Raw genomic sequence first — 14,788 nt, forward strand, 5'->3', positions numbered from 1 at the left:
CACTGGTCCGATGTAATCCGAAAAAAGGCTGCGATCACTCGCGGCCTTTTTTGACTTTGGCGGGGAAGTTTGTGCCTTTGGCGAAAGGTCTGTAATAGACGCTCGCGATTTTGAGGTCGCGGGTTCTCGCCCGGTCACTCTTTTTGCAAAGTTGTAATTCAAGTCTGTGTTCTTCTGTGGAAGTGAATCAATGAGGAAGTTTAATTTCTGTGCGGGTCCTGCGGCGTTGCCGGAACCGGTATTGCGGCAGGCGCAGGAAGAGTTGTTGGACTGGCAAGGGTTGGGTTGTTCGGTGATGGAAGTGAGCCACCGTTCCCCGGAGTTTACTGCCGTGGCTGAAGGGGCCGAGCAGGATCTGCGCGACCTGTTGGATATCCCCGACAGTTATCGGGTGCTGTTCCTGCAGGGGGGGGCTACCGGTCAGTTCAGCGCCATACCCTGGAACCTGTTTGGTGCCGGCAGCAAAAAGGCGGACTACATCCATACCGGGCAGTGGGCGGACAAGGCCATCAAGGAAGCCCGCCGTTACGGCGAGGTGAATATTGTTGCCAGCGCGGAAGATCGCAACTTCTCCTATGCGCCGGCGGCCGATGCCTGGCAGGAAAGTGCCGACGCCGCCTATTTCCACTACACGCCCAACGAGACCATCGGCGGGGTGGAGTTTCCGTATATCCCGCAGGTGAAGAGCCCGCTGGTTGCGGATATGTCCTCCACCATCCTGTCGCAGCCAATTCCGGTGGAGCAGTTCGGATTTATCTACGCCGGTGCGCAGAAAAATATCGGTCCCTCCGGCATTGCGGTGGGTATCGTGCGTGACGACCTGCTGGACCGCGCGCTGCCGGATATCCCCCGCAGCCTCAGCTGGAAGATCGCCGCGCAAGGTGGCTCCATGGACAACACGCCGCCCACCTTCGCCTGGTATCTCTCCGGGCTGGTGTTCAAGTGGCTGAAAGCCCAGGGCGGTGTGGCCGCGATGGCGGAGTTCAGCAAGCAGAAATCGGCGCTGCTGTACGATTTCCTCGATCGCAGCGAGTTTTTCTCCAGTCCGGTGGAGAAGAGCAGCCGCTCCAGAATGAATGTACCGTTTGTGCTGGCGGATGATCGTCTGGACAAGCAGTTTCTGGCAGAGTCGGAAGAGGCCGGCCTGCTGAACCTCAAGGGGCACCGCTCCGTGGGTGGTATGCGGGCTTCGCTGTACAACGCCGTGTCGCTGGAGGCGGTGGAGGCGCTGGTGGCATTTATGGCGGAATTCGAACAGCGCAATGGCTAGTCCGGGAAAAGAGCGGGTACAAGGAATTTAGGCGAGAGTTATGTCTGAACAAAAACCGAAGCAGGACGAGCGCCTGCTGGAGCTGCGGGATCGCATCGACAATATCGACAGCGATATTGCGCGGTTGATCTCCGAGCGTGCGAATTGTGCGCTGGAAGTGGCGGAAGTCAAAAAGGCCAACGGCGAAGATGCCCTGTATTACCGCCCGGAGCGGGAGGCCCAGGTGCTGCGCCGGGCGATGGAGCGCAACCCCGGCCCGCTCACCGATGAGGAAATGGCGCGGCTGTTCCGCGAAATCATGTCGGCCTGCCTTGCCCTGGAAGATCCGATCAAGGTGGCCTACCTCGGACCCGAGGGTACATTTACCCAGCAGGCGGCACTGAAGCATTTCGGCCAGTCGGCGGTATCAAAGCCGCTGGCGGCCATCGACGAGGTGTTTCGCGAGGTGGAAGCCGGTGCGGTCAACTACGGTGTGGTGCCGGTGGAGAACTCCACCGAAGGGGTGGTCAATCACACTCTGGACAATTTCATGACCTCGAACCTGCTGATTTGCGGCGAGGTGGAGCTGCGTATTCACCAGCACCTGATGATCTCCGACATCACCCGTCAGGATTCCATTACCCGGATATACTCCCACGCCCAGAGCCTGGCCCAGTGCCGCAAGTGGCTCGATTCCTACTACCCGAATGTAGAGCGGGTGGCGGTGGCGAGCAACGCGGAAGCGGCCAAGCGGGTAAAAGGTGAATGGAACGCGGCGGCGATCGCCGGCGATATGGCCGCAGACCTGTACGGCCTGAAAATTCTCAACGAGAAAATCGAGGACCGCCCGGATAATTCCACGCGCTTCCTGATCATTGGTTCCCAGGCGGTGCCGGCCAGTGGCGATGACAAGACCTCGCTGATGGTGTCCATGCGCAATGAGCCCGGTGCGCTGCACGACCTGCTGGAGCCGTTCCAGCGCCACAAGATTGATTTGACCCGGGTGGAGACGCGTCCGGCCCAGAGCGGCAACTGGACCTATGTATTCTTTATCGATTTTATTGGTCACCGGGATCAGGACAATGTCGCCGCGGCCCTGCGGGAAGTGGGTGCCGGCGCATCCGATATGAAGGTGCTGGGTTCCTACCCCCGCGGAGTGCTGTAAATGGCGAATGCGGGACAGAAGGGAATCGGTCGCCTGGTGGTCGTCGGTATCGGATTGATCGGCGGCAGCCTGGCGCTCGCGCTGAAGGCCGCCAGTGGTTGTCGCGAGGTCATCGGTGTCGCGCGCCGGCCGCAGACCTGTGCGCAGGCGGTGGCACTGGGGGTGGTGGATCGCGCGGTGACGGATATTGCGGATATCCTGCCGGAGCTGGAAGCCGGGGATGTGATATTTGTATCCGTGCCCACCCTGGCCGTCGAGGGCGTGTTTGCACAGTTGAAAAACCGTTTGCCGCAAGGTGTGACGGTAACCGACGGGGCCAGCGTCAAGGGCAGTGTGATCGCCGCAGCGGAAAAGGTCTGGGGTGCGGTGCCGGAATTTCTGGTGCCCGGGCATCCCATCGCGGGCTCCGAGCAAAGCGGCGTGACTGCCGCGCGGGATGACCTGTACATTGCCCATCGCATCATTCTCACGCCACTGGAAAACTCTGCCGCTGCGCATGTCCGCCGCGTGCAGGCCATGTGGGAGATCGTGGGAGCTGAGGTGCTGTTCATGCCGGTGGTGGAGCACGACGAGGTGCTAGCGGCCACCAGTCATCTTCCCCATGTGATCGCCTTCGGGCTGGTGGATACCCTGGCCCACGATGCGGAAAATGAAAATATTTTTCGCTACGCTGCCGGCGGCTTCCGCGACTTTACCCGCATCGCCTCCAGCGACCCGGTGATGTGGCGGGACATCATGCTCGCCAACCGGGATGCGATTCTCAAATCCATCGATCTGTACACCTCCAACCTGGGTTCACTGCGCAGTGCCATAGCCAGCGGCGACAGTGAACGTCTGATGGGGGTTTTTACCCGGGCCAAGGCGGCGCGGGATCATTTCACCAAAATGCTGGCCAAAAAAGCGTACACGGAAACTATGGAAGCGAAGGAAGTAACTTTTGTTGCCCAGCCGGGCGGCGCGGTCAATGGCGAATTGCGGGTGCCGGGGGACAAATCCATGTCCCATCGTTCCATCATGCTGGGTTCATTGGCGGAGGGAGTCACCGAAGTGGAGGGCTTCCTGGAAGGGGAGGACGCGCTGGCGACCCTGCAGGCATTCCGCGACATGGGGGTGGTAATCGAGGGGCCCGATAATGGCCGCGTGACCATCCACGGGGTGGGTATGCGCGGCCTGCAGGCGCCGCCGGGGCCGCTCTATGTGGGCAACTCCGGAACCTCCATGCGCCTGCTGGCGGGACTGCTGGCGGGGCAGCAATTCGACAGTGTGCTGACCGGGGATGAATCCCTGTCCAAGCGTCCGATGAACCGCGTTGCCAATCCGCTGCGGGAGATGGGTGCGGCAGTGGATACCGGTGAAGACGGTCGTCCGCCACTGAAAATTCACGGCGGCAAAACGCTGAATGCCATTGATTACACCCTGCCGATGGCGAGCGCCCAGGTGAAGTCCTGCGTGCTGCTGGCGGGCCTGTATGCCGAGGGCGAGACCAGCACTACTGAGCCGGCGCCGACCCGTGACCACACCGAGCGCATGCTGGCCGGTTTCGGTTACGATGTGCGCCGCGATGGCCCGCGGGCCAGTGTTTCCGGCGGCGGCAAGCTGGCGGCCTGCCATATCGATGTGCCTGCGGATATTTCGTCCGCGACCTTCTTTATGGTGGCGGCCAGTATCGCCCCGGGTTCCGATGTATTGCTGGAGCATGTGGGGATCAACCCCACCCGCGACGGCGCGATCAATATTCTGCGGGCGATGGGCGCGGACATTACCCTAGAGAATCGCCGCGAAGTGGGCGGTGAGCCGGTAGCGGATATCCGCGTGCGCTACGCGCCGCTCAAGGGGATTGAGATTCCGGAAGATCAGGTACCGCTTGCCATCGACGAGTTTCCGGCCATCTTCGTGGCTGCGGCCTGCGCCGAAGGGCGCACGGTGCTGACCGGTGCGGAAGAGTTGCGGGTAAAGGAAAGTGACCGCATCCAGGCGATGGCCGACGGACTCAAGATCCTCGGTATCGATGCCGAGCCCACGCCGGACGGCATCGTCATCGAAGGCAAGGGCGGGCAGGGCGATGCCGCGGTGTTTGGCGGTGGCGAGGTGGATAGCCTCGGTGACCACCGCATTGCCATGTCGTTTGCGGTTGCCGCGCTGCGCGCAGCGGCAGATATCCGTATCCAGCACTGCGCGAACGTGGCCACCTCGTTCCCCAACTTTGCCGAGCTGTCCCGGCGTGCGGGGATGCACCTGGAGGTGCGGTGATTGGCACCGCGCCCGGACCTGAATGCAACTAACCTGAGCAGTATCGATTAGTTATGAATCAAGCAACTTCCCCAACCCCGGTGGTAACCATTGATGGGCCGAGCGGCTCCGGCAAGGGTACCATTGCCAAGCTGGTGGCCGACAAGCTCGGCTACGCCCTGCTGGATTCCGGAGCCCTCTATCGGCTGACCGCGCTGGCGGCACTGAATGCCGGTGTCGACCTGTCCGATGAAGCGCGGCTGGCAGAGCTGGCAGCGAACCTGGACATCCGTTTCGATATCGCCAACGGCGAGGTGAGCGCGGTGATGGGAGGGGAGGATGTAAGCCGGGATATCCGCATGGAACGGGTCAGCATGGCGGCCTCCAAAGTGGCCGCGGTTCCGGCGGTGCGGCAGGCGCTGCTGCAGCGGCAACGGGACTTCCGCGCCGCGCCGGGGCTGGTGGCGGACGGGCGCGATATGGGTACCACGGTGTTCCCCGACGCGCCGGTCAAGATCTTTCTGACCGCCAGCGCGGAAGAGCGCGCCCGGCGGCGCTTCGCCCAGTTGCAGGGCAGGGGCGTTTCTGTTAGCCTCCGCGACCTGCTGGAGGACATCCGCGCCCGGGACGACCGGGATATGAACCGCGCAGCCTCCCCTTTGGCACCGGCGGAAGACGCCGTGGTGCTGGACAGTACCGACATTGATATAGATGGCGTGCTAACAAAAGTGCTCGAACTGGTACATCAGCGTATCGGTTGAGCGAAACTGGCAACCAGTTTCCAACATTTTGATTTCTAACAACAGCGGCCGGGATCAGCCAGAATCGCCCGGCCGCTGTTGTAATTCGACCCGCGTACTGGCAGCGCGGTGGGGCTCTTACTGGCGGTTGACTAAACTTTCAAGTTACCAACGGTGGAGTCCAACTATATAGGTAATGTAATGAGCGAGAGCTTTGCTGAACTATTTGAAGAGAGCCTGAAAAGCGTCGAAATGGCACCGGGCGCCATCGTCACTGGTGTTGTCATCGACGTTGATAAAGACTGGGTAACCGTACACGCGGGCCTGAAGTCTGAAGGCGTTATCCCTGCGGACCAGTTCAAGAACGACAAGGGTGAAGTGGAACTGCAGGTGGGCGACGAAGTACAGGTTGCCCTGGAAGCGGTAGAAGACGGTTTCGGTGAAACCCGTCTGTCCCGTGAAAAAGCCAAGCGCGCTGAAGCCTGGAAAATCCTCGACGCTGCACACGCTGCAGACGAAGTGGTCAAAGGTGTTATCAGCGGCAAGGTTAAAGGTGGCTTCACTGTTGACGTTGCCAACATCCGTGCATTCCTGCCGGGTTCTCTGGTAGACGTACGTCCGGTTCGCGACACCGCGCACCTGGAAGGCAAAGAGCTCGACTTCAAAGTGATCAAGCTGGACGCCAAGCGCAACAACGTTGTGGTATCCCGCCGTGCCGTTATGGAAGCTGCGAACAGCGAAGAGCGCGAAGCGCTGCTGGCCAGCCTGCAGGAAGGCATGTCCATCAAGGGTATCGTCAAGAACCTGACCGACTACGGTGCATTCGTAGACCTGGGCGGTATCGACGGCCTGCTGCACATCACCGATATGGCCTGGAAGCGCATCAAGCATCCGAGCGAGATCGTGAATGTTGGCGACGAGATCGAAGTAAAAGTCCTGAAGTTCGACCGCGAGCGCAGCCGCGTATCTCTGGGTCTGAAGCAGCTGGGCGAAGATCCGTGGGTATCCATCAAGCAGCGTTACCCGGAAAACAGCCGCGTGAAGGCGGTTGTCACCAACCTGACCGACTACGGCTGCTTCGCGGAGCTGGAAGAAGGTGTGGAAGGTCTGGTACACGTTTCCGAAATGGATTGGACCAACAAGAACATTCACCCGTCCAAAGTTGTCAATGTTGGCGACGAGGTCGAGGTAATGATTCTGGACATCGACGAAGAGCGTCGTCGTATCTCCCTGGGTATCAAGCAGTGCCAGGAAAATCCGTGGGATGCCTTCGCGCGTAAATTCGCCAAGGGCGACAAGATCTCCGGTAAGATCAAGTCCATCACCGACTTTGGTATCTTCATCGGTCTGGACGGCAGCATCGACGGTCTGGTTCACCTGTCCGACATCTCCTGGAACGAAGCTGGCGAAGAAGCCGTACGCAAGTTCAAGAAAGGTGACGAGCTGGAAACCGTTATCCTGGGTATCGACTCCGACCGCGAGCGTATCTCCCTGGGTATCAAGCAGCTGGAATCCGATCCGTTCTCTGATTACGTAGCCACCAACGATCGCGGCAGCATCGTAGTGGGTACCATCAAAGAAGTGGACGCCAAGCAGGCTGTCATCACCCTGGCGGACGAAGTCGAAGGCGTACTGCGCGCTTCCGAAATCAGCCGCGACAAGGTGGAAGATGCCCGCAACGCCCTGAAAGAAGGCGAAGAGGTAGAGACCAAGATCACCAGCGTGGATCGCAAGAACCGCGTGATCAGCCTCTCCATCAAGGCCAAGGATCAGGACGACGAGAAGCAGGCGATCAAGGATCACAGCAAGAAGCAGGCTGAACAGGTTCAGCCGGCGACTATCGGTGACCTGATCAAGGCCCAGATGAACAACAAGGACTAATAGGTTCTCGCTGTTCACAGTCTCGGGTTGATTGCCTGAGGCTATCCGAAAGCCGGACTGGGGTTGCCCAGTCCGGCTTTCTAGTAGATGATTGCCGCTAATCTAGAATAATCAATGACTTAGACAGGATTGCGGACTGCATGACCAAATCTGAACTGATCGATAAGATTGCTCTGAGGTTGGATCAGCTGCCGGTGAAGGATGTGGAGCTGGCGGTAAAAGTCATGCTGGATACCATGTCGGGTGTCCTGGCAGAAGGGGAGCGGATTGAAATCCGCGGTTTCGGCAGCTTTTCACTACATTACAGAGCGCCGCGCACCGGGCGTAATCCCAAAACCGGGGATTCCGTCGAGCTCGCGGGCAAGTATGTGCCGCACTTCAAACCGGGTAAGGAACTCAGGGATAGGGTAAACCAGCAGATGAAACGGGAATCACTGGAAAGTGCGTGATTGCCGGGCTGGTTGCGGTGGGCTAACACTGTAACGGATTTATTGATTATTCACTCCTTCCGGGGTCGGAGGTTCTCTTGTCATTTCTGCGTTGGCTTTGGCGTCTCATATTTGGGTTGCTGGCCCTCCTGTGTATTGCCGTTGGTGTGTATTTCGCGGTCGATAATCCTGAAATTATTGCCCCCCGTTTTGGCGGCTACCAGCTGTTTTCCGGCAGTGTCGGTTTCTGGTTGATCGGTTTTCTGCTGTTGGGGGCACTGCTCGGGTTTCTTGCCAGCCTGCTGCCGTATTACACCGAGCGCCGGCGGGTGAGGGGGCTCGAGCGTCAGTTACTGCGCACCGAGCGCGAGCTGCAAACCGTACGTCGTCAGGTATCCGGAGAGTGATTTGAGCGACCTGACGTTTTTTATCTTTATTTTTGCCGCCATCGCCATCGGCTGGTACCTGGGACGCAAGAGCGGCAAGAAAAAGAGCGCGAGGAACGATCGCAGTCGGGCGCTGGCGCAGTCCTATGCCCAGGGCTTGAATTACCTGTTGAATGAGCGTCACGACGACGCCATCGAAAAATTCATTGATGCGCTGGAGGTAAGTAGCGCTACTTTTGATACACACCTGGCCCTTGGCAACCAGTTGCGCAAGCGCGGTGAGCACGACCAGGCTATCCGCGTACACCAGAACCTGCTGGCGCGGCCCAGCCTGAATCGCATCAGTCAGCAGAAGGCGCAGCTCGAACTTGCGCGGGACTATATTGCCGCAGGCTGGCTGGATCGCGCCGAGCGCCTGTTGCAGGAGCTGGTGGAAACCTCCAGCGAGCTGCGCAATACCAGCCTCGAATATCTGGTTGAGGTTTACCGGGACGAGCGCGAGTGGGCCAAGGCGATTCACGCCGTCAACCTGCTGCACGGCCGCAGGTTCAAGCGCCTGTCCCCGGAATGGGCGCCGGTGCAGGCGCACTTCTGCTGTGAACTGGCGGAAGAGGCGATCAACGGCAAGGATTACCTGAGTGCGCGCAAACATATTGATGCGGCACTGAATTATGACCGCCACTCGGTGCGGGCAAATCTGCTGCTGGGGCGGCTGGAGTATATCCTCGAGCGCCCGCAGGAGGCGATCCGCGTACTGGAGCGGATACCCAGGCAGAATCCGGACTATATTCCGGAAATTCTCGAGCTGCTGATCACCTGTTACGACGCGATCGGCGACGAGAAGGGGCTCAGCCGCTACCTGGAAACACTACTGAAAGAGCACCCTTCGAACAGTGTGCTGATTGCGCTGACCGACCGCATCCAGAAACAGCAGGACGAGGCGGCTGCGGCCGCGTTTATGGGCAAGCAGCTGGCAATGCGGCCATCCCTGCGCGGCCTTGGGTATTTTCTGAATTTGCACAGCGACTCGGTAGAGGGGCGTGCGAAAGAAAATCTGTTTCTTCTGAAAAGCCTGATCGATCAGCTGATTGCAAGTCGACCACACTACCGCTGCACAAATTGCGGCTTTTCCGGAAACCAGTTGCACTGGCTGTGTCCAAGCTGCAAACACTGGGGCAGTGTGCGCTCTGTAAAAGGTGTAGAGGGCGAGTGATCAAAACGCGTATGGCTGCCCCTGAGGTGGCCTTCTCCGTGAGCGAGCAAAATATTGAGGTATGCTTTGACTGAGCAAGTTTCTTCCCCGGTAATCGTCGCCCTGGACTACGACAATGCCGAATCCGCCCTGGCCATGGCCGCGCAACTGGATCCCAAGGTGTGCCGGGTAAAAGTGGGCAAGGAGCTGTTCACCATTGCCGGGCCAGACCTGGTTCGGCAGCTGGTCGATCGCGGTTTCCAGGTTTTTCTTGACCTGAAGTTTCACGATATCCCGAATACCGTGGCAGCGGCGGTGAAGGCCGCGGCCAACTTGGGTGTTTGGATGGTCAATGTACATGCCAGCGGTGGCGAGCGCATGATGCGGGCTGCTGCGGAGGCGCTGGCACCGCTGGGTGACCGGCGCCCGCTGCTGATCGGGGTAACCGTACTTACCAGTACCGCAGAAGACGAGCTTGCCGATGTCGGTGTCGAGCGTCCCCTGCGGGAGCAGGTGGCGGCGCTTGCGGAGCTGGCGAAGCACAGTGGCCTGGATGGCGTTGTGTGTTCGGCGATGGAAGCGGAGGCCCTTAAAAATGCCTGCGGTAGCGAATTTGCTCTGGTGACTCCGGGGATTCGCCCGGCTGGTTCCGCGGCAGACGACCAGCGTCGGATTGTCACCCCGGTGGATGCGCTTAAGCGGGGTTCCGATTACCTGGTCATCGGTCGGCCGATCACCGGCGCAACAGAGCCGATGGCGGCATTGCAGGCCATTGTTGCGGATATCGAGGCAAGCGCCTCCTGATTCGTCCGCGGTATCGCGGGCGTGTAATGATGTGTAATGGAGAATGTCCCCTATTTACTATCCAAACTGGTAAAGTCAGCGGGCTTGGGGAGGTAATGTGGTCCCAAGGGATTGAAGACCTACGGATAGGAAAAAGGAATTTACACATGAAAATGATTCGAAACCCGCTTGCAGTACTTTTCACCCTGTTGTTTCTGTTGGGTGGTGTACAGAGTTACGCCGCAGAAGAGACTGCCGCGCAGCCGGTGGCGGTAGTCAATGTGAATACGGCCACCGCTGAGGAGCTTTCCGAAGTGCTGGTCGGGGTGGGGGAATCCCGTGCGGCACTGATCGTTCAGTACCGCGAGCAGCACGGCGAGTTCACCTCCGTCGAGCAGCTGCTCGAAATCAAGGGAATCGGCATGGCAACGCTGGAGAAGAACAAAGAACGTATCCAGCTTTGATAACGATTCGAGAACAGCGCCTGAGGGCGCTGTTCTTTTTCATGTATTGACCAATTGCAAAGTGGAACGGGTAGCTGTCTAGAATTTATGCGCTGGGTAATTGTCGGAAGTTCGGGATATATCGGTAGCGCCCTCTGTCAGTTTCTGGTGGAGCGCGGTGCCCCTGTGCTGTCGATTTCCCGCAGCGCGTTTGCCCCAAGTGGCTGTGATCACTTGCAGTTATCCCGGTTTGCAGAAGAGGGGTTTGAAGGCGTTTTCCAAGCGGGAGACCGGGTCGTGTACACCGCGGGGCTCTCTTCTGCCGGGGCCTGCAGAAAGCGGCCCACAGAAGCCGGCTGGTTGAATTGTGAATTGCCGAGTCGATTGCTGCAGGCCGCTGACAGCGCTGGCATCGAGTCCTTTCTGTACCTGTCCAGTGTCAAGGCCCGCAGCGCACCATCGGGTGTGATTGCCGGGGAGGACTGCGGTAATCCCGCATCTGACGTCTACGGTCGGAGTAAATGGCAAGCGGAGCGGAAAATGCTTGCGCAAAATGTGCGCTGCCGCTTTAACATCCTGCGGCCGGCGGCGGTTTACGGTTCGCTTGCGGCGAGTGAAGGCGATAGGGCTGTATCGCCGGCGCAGGGGACCCGGGGCAAGCGCGCGCACGGTATCCGCAGGCTGCTCAGGCGCTGGGGCGGGTTGATTCCCTGGGTGCCGGCGACCGGGTTTCGCAGTTTTATCAGCCTGGCAGATCTCCTGCAGGTGATTTGCCTGATCGAGGATAGCGCGTGCGATCGCGAGACTTTGATCGCCGCAGAGCCGAAATTTTACGATTCCGCCGCGCTGATCACTGCGGCGAGCGGGGCCAGTGTCAGGAGTAGTAGCGTATTGTCCGCGCTGTTGCTGTGGCCCTTCAGGTTATTTCACAAGCGCGGGTTGGCTGCGCGGGTGCTCGAGCTGGAGCGGAGTGAGCTGTACAGCGCGGGCCGTGCCCGGGCGCGACTTAATTGGCGCGCCCGGGACAGGTACCGGGATTTTCTAAGAGGTTATTGATGGAAGAAACTGGGTATCCGTGGTGGGGGGCTCTCCTGCTGGCGGTGGCGACCAGCCTGGCGGCATTGCAGTTGCTGCTTTCGCGCCTGCGGCAGTTGGCGCTGGATATCCCCAATCACCGGTCTCTGCACGAGACTCCGGTGCCGCGCACCGGCGGTTGGGCGATGGTGGTTGGCGTATTTGTTGCTTTGCTGTGGGCACCGGTGGCGATGAGCGCCGTGACCGTGACTGCATTTGCGCTGTTGCTGGCGGTGTCGCTGGCTGACGATTTACGCACGGTGTCCGCGAGATTGCGTTTTGCGGTGCAGGCCGGTTCGGTGGCACTGCTGCTGGTCGACTTGGCACCGGGTCTGGCCTGGTGGTTGATGCCGATCCTGTTGATCGGAGGGGTGTGGGTGGTGAACCTGTACAACTTTATGGATGGCATGGATGGTTTTGCCGGCAGTATGACCGCAATCGGTTTTGGTACCCTGGCGGGTATCAGTGCTTTCCGGGGAGAGGCTGAGCTAGCGGGCATTTGCGGGATTATGGCGGCCAGTTCCATGGTATTCCTGTACTACAATTGGCCCGCCGCGCGGATTTTCCTGGGGGACGCGGGCTCCACATCCATCGGTCTGGCGGTGTTTGCGGTCAGCGTCTATGGCTGGCAGCAGTCGGTGTTCAGTCCGCTGGTGCCGCTGATTATTTTTTCGCCGTTCTGGGTGGATGCCACCTACACTTTATTGCGCCGCATGTATAACCGCGAGCGCTGGTGGGAGGCGCACCGGCAGCACCTTTACCAGCGTTCCGCCCTCAGTGTCGGCACTCGGAAAACATTGGGAATTGAGCTGACCGTGATGCTGGGCACGTCTTTGGCTGCAATATCGGTGGTAGCATTGGGGCTGGCGTAAATCGCCTTGCGGCTAGTGAAAACTGAGTTTGTACAATTGGTTCAAGGGCTGGCTCTGCAAGAGCCTGCAAGGAATTTTTTGGGGGGATGGTGAAGCGCCTATACAAGTTTGCACAGAAGAATTACAAGCCGGTATTGATGCTTGGCTTCGACCTGTTGATGCTCACGGCGGCATTCCTGCTGGCCATGACTGTCCGCTTCAATGGTGCAAATCTCATTGCCGAGCCGGCAATGGCGCTCTGCCTGGGGATGACGCTGGTTTCCAGTAGCTTCATCTTCCTCCGTCTCGGTCTTTACCGCACGGTTATCCGCTACATGGGGCAGCAGGCAATTGTCGCCGTGTTGCAGGGGGTAACCGCGTCAGCCGTGGTGCTGGCGGTGGCCTCCTATCTCACTTATGCAGGGGTTCCCCGGTCGGTCCCGGTTATCTACTGGTGCTTTGCACTGATTACCGTCGGCGGTTCCCGCTGGCTGGTGCGCCTGTATTACCAGATGGCGCTGGAGATCCACAAAACCCGAGTTGCCATTTACGGTGCCGGCACCGCCGGCCTGCAGCTGTACAAGGGGTTGATTCACGGTGAAATGTACAAGACCGTGGCTTTCTTTGATGACAATGCCTCCAAACAGAACACCCTGATCGACGGGGTGCTGGTGTACAGCCCGACCAATATTCACGAGGTCATTGCCGACCGCGACATCTCCGAGGTGTTGCTGGCAATGCCCGGCGTGCCCAAGCGCCGCCGCCGCGAGATTACCCGCAGCCTGCGTGAGCGGGGCATTGTGGTGAAGGTAATCCCGGGCATGGAAGAGCTGGTGGATGGTGCCGGCCGCGGAGCGACGGATGTGTCGCAGATTTACGAAAACATCCTCGGGCGCGCCCCGGTAGAGCCCCAGAAAAATCTGGTTTGTGCCTCAATTGAAGGCAAGGTGGTACTGGTTACCGGTGCCGGCGGCTCCATTGGCTCCGAATTGTGCCGGCAAATCGTTCAGTGGGGGCCGACCCAATTGATCATGCTGGAGGCGTCGGAGTTTTCCCTGTATCAGATCGAGCGGGAATTGCGCCAGCAGCAGCTGGATGAAAACTTCTCCGTGACGGTGACACCGCTGCTCGGCGACGTGCGCGATCGCAGACGGGTGGCCGAAATCATCGAGCGTTTCAAGGTGCAGACCATCTACCACGCAGCGGCCTACAAGCATGTGCCGCTGGTGGAGCAGAATGTGGCGGTCGGCGCTGAAAACAATATCCTCGGCACACTTTCGGTGCTGGAGGCGGCGGAAGCCTTTGGTGTCGAGCAGTTTGTGCTGGTGTCTACCGACAAGGCGGTGCGTCCCACCAATGTGATGGGGGCGACGAAACGGTTTGCGGAATTGATCTGCCAGGATTTCGGACGTCGCTTTGGTCGCACCCGTGTATGCATGGTGCGTTTCGGCAACGTGTTGGGGTCTTCCGGTTCGGTCATTCCCCTATTTACGGACCAGATCAATGCCGGTGGCCCGGTAACGGTGACCCACCCGAAGGTAACCCGCTACTTTATGACCATTCCGGAAGCCGCCCAGCTCGTGTTGCAGGCCGGTAGCATGGGGCGCAACGGCGAGGTGTTTGTGCTGGATATGGGAGAGCCGGTGCGGATTCTGGATATTGCCCGGCGCCTGATCCAGATAATGGGTCATACCGTCCGCGATGAGGCCAACCCGGATGGTGATATCGAGATTCAAATCAGCGGACTGCGCCCGGGCGAAAAACTGTACGAAGAGTTGCTGTTGGGGGACAAGGTCGCCGGTACCGACCATCCGATGATTATGCGGGCGGAGGAAGAGCGGCTGACCTCGGAGCGCCTGCAGTTGCTGGTCGGCGAATTGAAAGATGCTTGCACCAGGCACGATAGCGCGGCAGTACACCGCCTGCTGATAGAAGCCGTCAAGGATTACGCCCCCAAGCAGGACCTGATCGACACGGTGTGGATGCAGGGGACAAAGGGTTTGCCGGCACCCCAGGAAACCGCCGAAGTCAGGCAGTTGGCTGCGGGGCCCCGGGGCAGAGGGCGACGGGTGACCGGAGAGATGCCGGAAGTCTGAGTTGCCGCCGGGTAGCTTTCGCTGCGGCTGAGTTCATGTCCAATCAAGATGCCCCTCGGTGCCGCCGCAGGGGTATTTTTTTGCGGTACGGGTTGTCGCTGAAGCGCGGCGCTTGCTGGAAGAGGGAGGGGGGAAGCTTTGTGATCCGGCAAAGAAAAACCCCGCTGCTCTTGCGAACAGCGGGGTTTCTTTATTTGGCTCCGCCTGCTGGGCTCGAACCAGCGACCCAATGATTAACAGTCATTTGCTCTACCAACTGAGCTAAGGCGGA

General features: G+C 59.4%; 13 protein-coding genes and 1 tRNA gene. 13 read left to right on the forward strand and 1 reads right to left on the reverse strand.

Annotated elements, in window-relative coordinates:
• Positions 1-190 precede the first annotated feature (190 nt).
• The 13 genes from serC to QZ511_RS01645 all read left to right on the forward strand — a co-directional run bounded on the left by serC (position 191) and on the right by QZ511_RS01645 (position 14,517).
• Positions 191-1,270, forward strand: a complete 1,080-nt coding sequence (gene serC / locus QZ511_RS01585; RefSeq protein ID WP_295797954.1) for a 3-phosphoserine/phosphohydroxythreonine transaminase — start codon at positions 191-193, stop codon at positions 1,268-1,270.
• Positions 1,271-1,310: 40 nt separating this feature from the next.
• The gene (pheA, locus tag QZ511_RS01590; RefSeq protein WP_295797957.1) at positions 1,311-2,414 is read left to right on the forward strand and encodes a prephenate dehydratase; all 1,104 of its coding nucleotides are present in this window, start codon (positions 1,311-1,313) and stop codon (positions 2,412-2,414) included.
• Complete coding sequence (locus tag QZ511_RS01595) at positions 2,415-4,664, forward strand: bifunctional prephenate dehydrogenase/3-phosphoshikimate 1-carboxyvinyltransferase (protein WP_295797959.1); 2,250 nt, start codon at positions 2,415-2,417, stop codon at positions 4,662-4,664.
• Between the two features lie 53 nt (positions 4,665-4,717).
• Complete coding sequence (gene cmk / locus QZ511_RS01600) at positions 4,718-5,404, forward strand: (d)CMP kinase (RefSeq protein ID WP_295797961.1); 687 nt, start codon at positions 4,718-4,720, stop codon at positions 5,402-5,404.
• A 180-nt stretch (positions 5,405-5,584) separates the two neighbouring features.
• The gene (gene rpsA, locus QZ511_RS01605; RefSeq protein WP_295797963.1) at positions 5,585-7,264 is read left to right on the forward strand and encodes a 30S ribosomal protein S1; all 1,680 of its coding nucleotides are present in this window, start codon (positions 5,585-5,587) and stop codon (positions 7,262-7,264) included.
• A gap of 140 nt (positions 7,265-7,404) precedes the next feature.
• The gene (gene ihfB, locus QZ511_RS01610) at positions 7,405-7,713 is read left to right on the forward strand and encodes an integration host factor subunit beta (RefSeq protein WP_295797965.1); all 309 of its coding nucleotides are present in this window, start codon (positions 7,405-7,407) and stop codon (positions 7,711-7,713) included.
• A gap of 77 nt (positions 7,714-7,790) precedes the next feature.
• Entirely contained in the window at positions 7,791-8,099 is a 309-nt protein-coding gene (locus tag QZ511_RS01615; protein WP_295797969.1) for a lipopolysaccharide assembly protein LapA domain-containing protein, read from the forward strand.
• 1 nt (position 8,100) lies between these two features.
• A complete protein-coding gene (gene lapB, locus QZ511_RS01620; RefSeq protein ID WP_295797971.1) occupies positions 8,101-9,291 on the forward strand; it encodes a lipopolysaccharide assembly protein LapB in 1,191 nt (396 codons plus the stop codon).
• Between the two features lie 66 nt (positions 9,292-9,357).
• Positions 9,358-10,074, forward strand: coding sequence for an orotidine-5'-phosphate decarboxylase (gene pyrF, locus QZ511_RS01625; RefSeq protein WP_295797974.1), 717 nt, complete (start codon positions 9,358-9,360; stop codon positions 10,072-10,074).
• A gap of 146 nt (positions 10,075-10,220) precedes the next feature.
• Positions 10,221-10,517 (forward strand): ComEA family DNA-binding protein, encoded by a 297-nt coding sequence (locus QZ511_RS01630; RefSeq protein WP_295797976.1) that lies wholly within the window; start codon positions 10,221-10,223, stop codon positions 10,515-10,517.
• 87 nt (positions 10,518-10,604) lie between these two features.
• Complete coding sequence (locus tag QZ511_RS01635; RefSeq protein WP_295797979.1) at positions 10,605-11,552, forward strand: NAD-dependent epimerase/dehydratase family protein; 948 nt, start codon at positions 10,605-10,607, stop codon at positions 11,550-11,552.
• A complete protein-coding gene (locus QZ511_RS01640; protein ID WP_295797982.1) occupies positions 11,552-12,442 on the forward strand; it encodes a glycosyltransferase family 4 protein in 891 nt (296 codons plus the stop codon). The genes QZ511_RS01635 and QZ511_RS01640 overlap by 1 nt, the downstream gene beginning before the upstream one ends.
• Before the next feature lie 86 nt (positions 12,443-12,528).
• Positions 12,529-14,517: a nucleoside-diphosphate sugar epimerase/dehydratase gene (locus QZ511_RS01645; protein WP_295797987.1), complete on the forward strand. Its 1,989-nt coding sequence runs from the start codon at positions 12,529-12,531 to the stop codon at positions 14,515-14,517.
• Between the two features lie 195 nt (positions 14,518-14,712).
• Here QZ511_RS01645 and QZ511_RS01650 read toward each other — a convergent pair.
• A tRNA-Asn gene (locus QZ511_RS01650) sits at positions 14,713-14,788 on the reverse strand.

Origin of the sequence: uncultured Microbulbifer sp. (assembly GCF_913055755.1) — a bacterium.
GTDB lineage: Bacteria > Pseudomonadota > Gammaproteobacteria > Pseudomonadales > Cellvibrionaceae > Microbulbifer.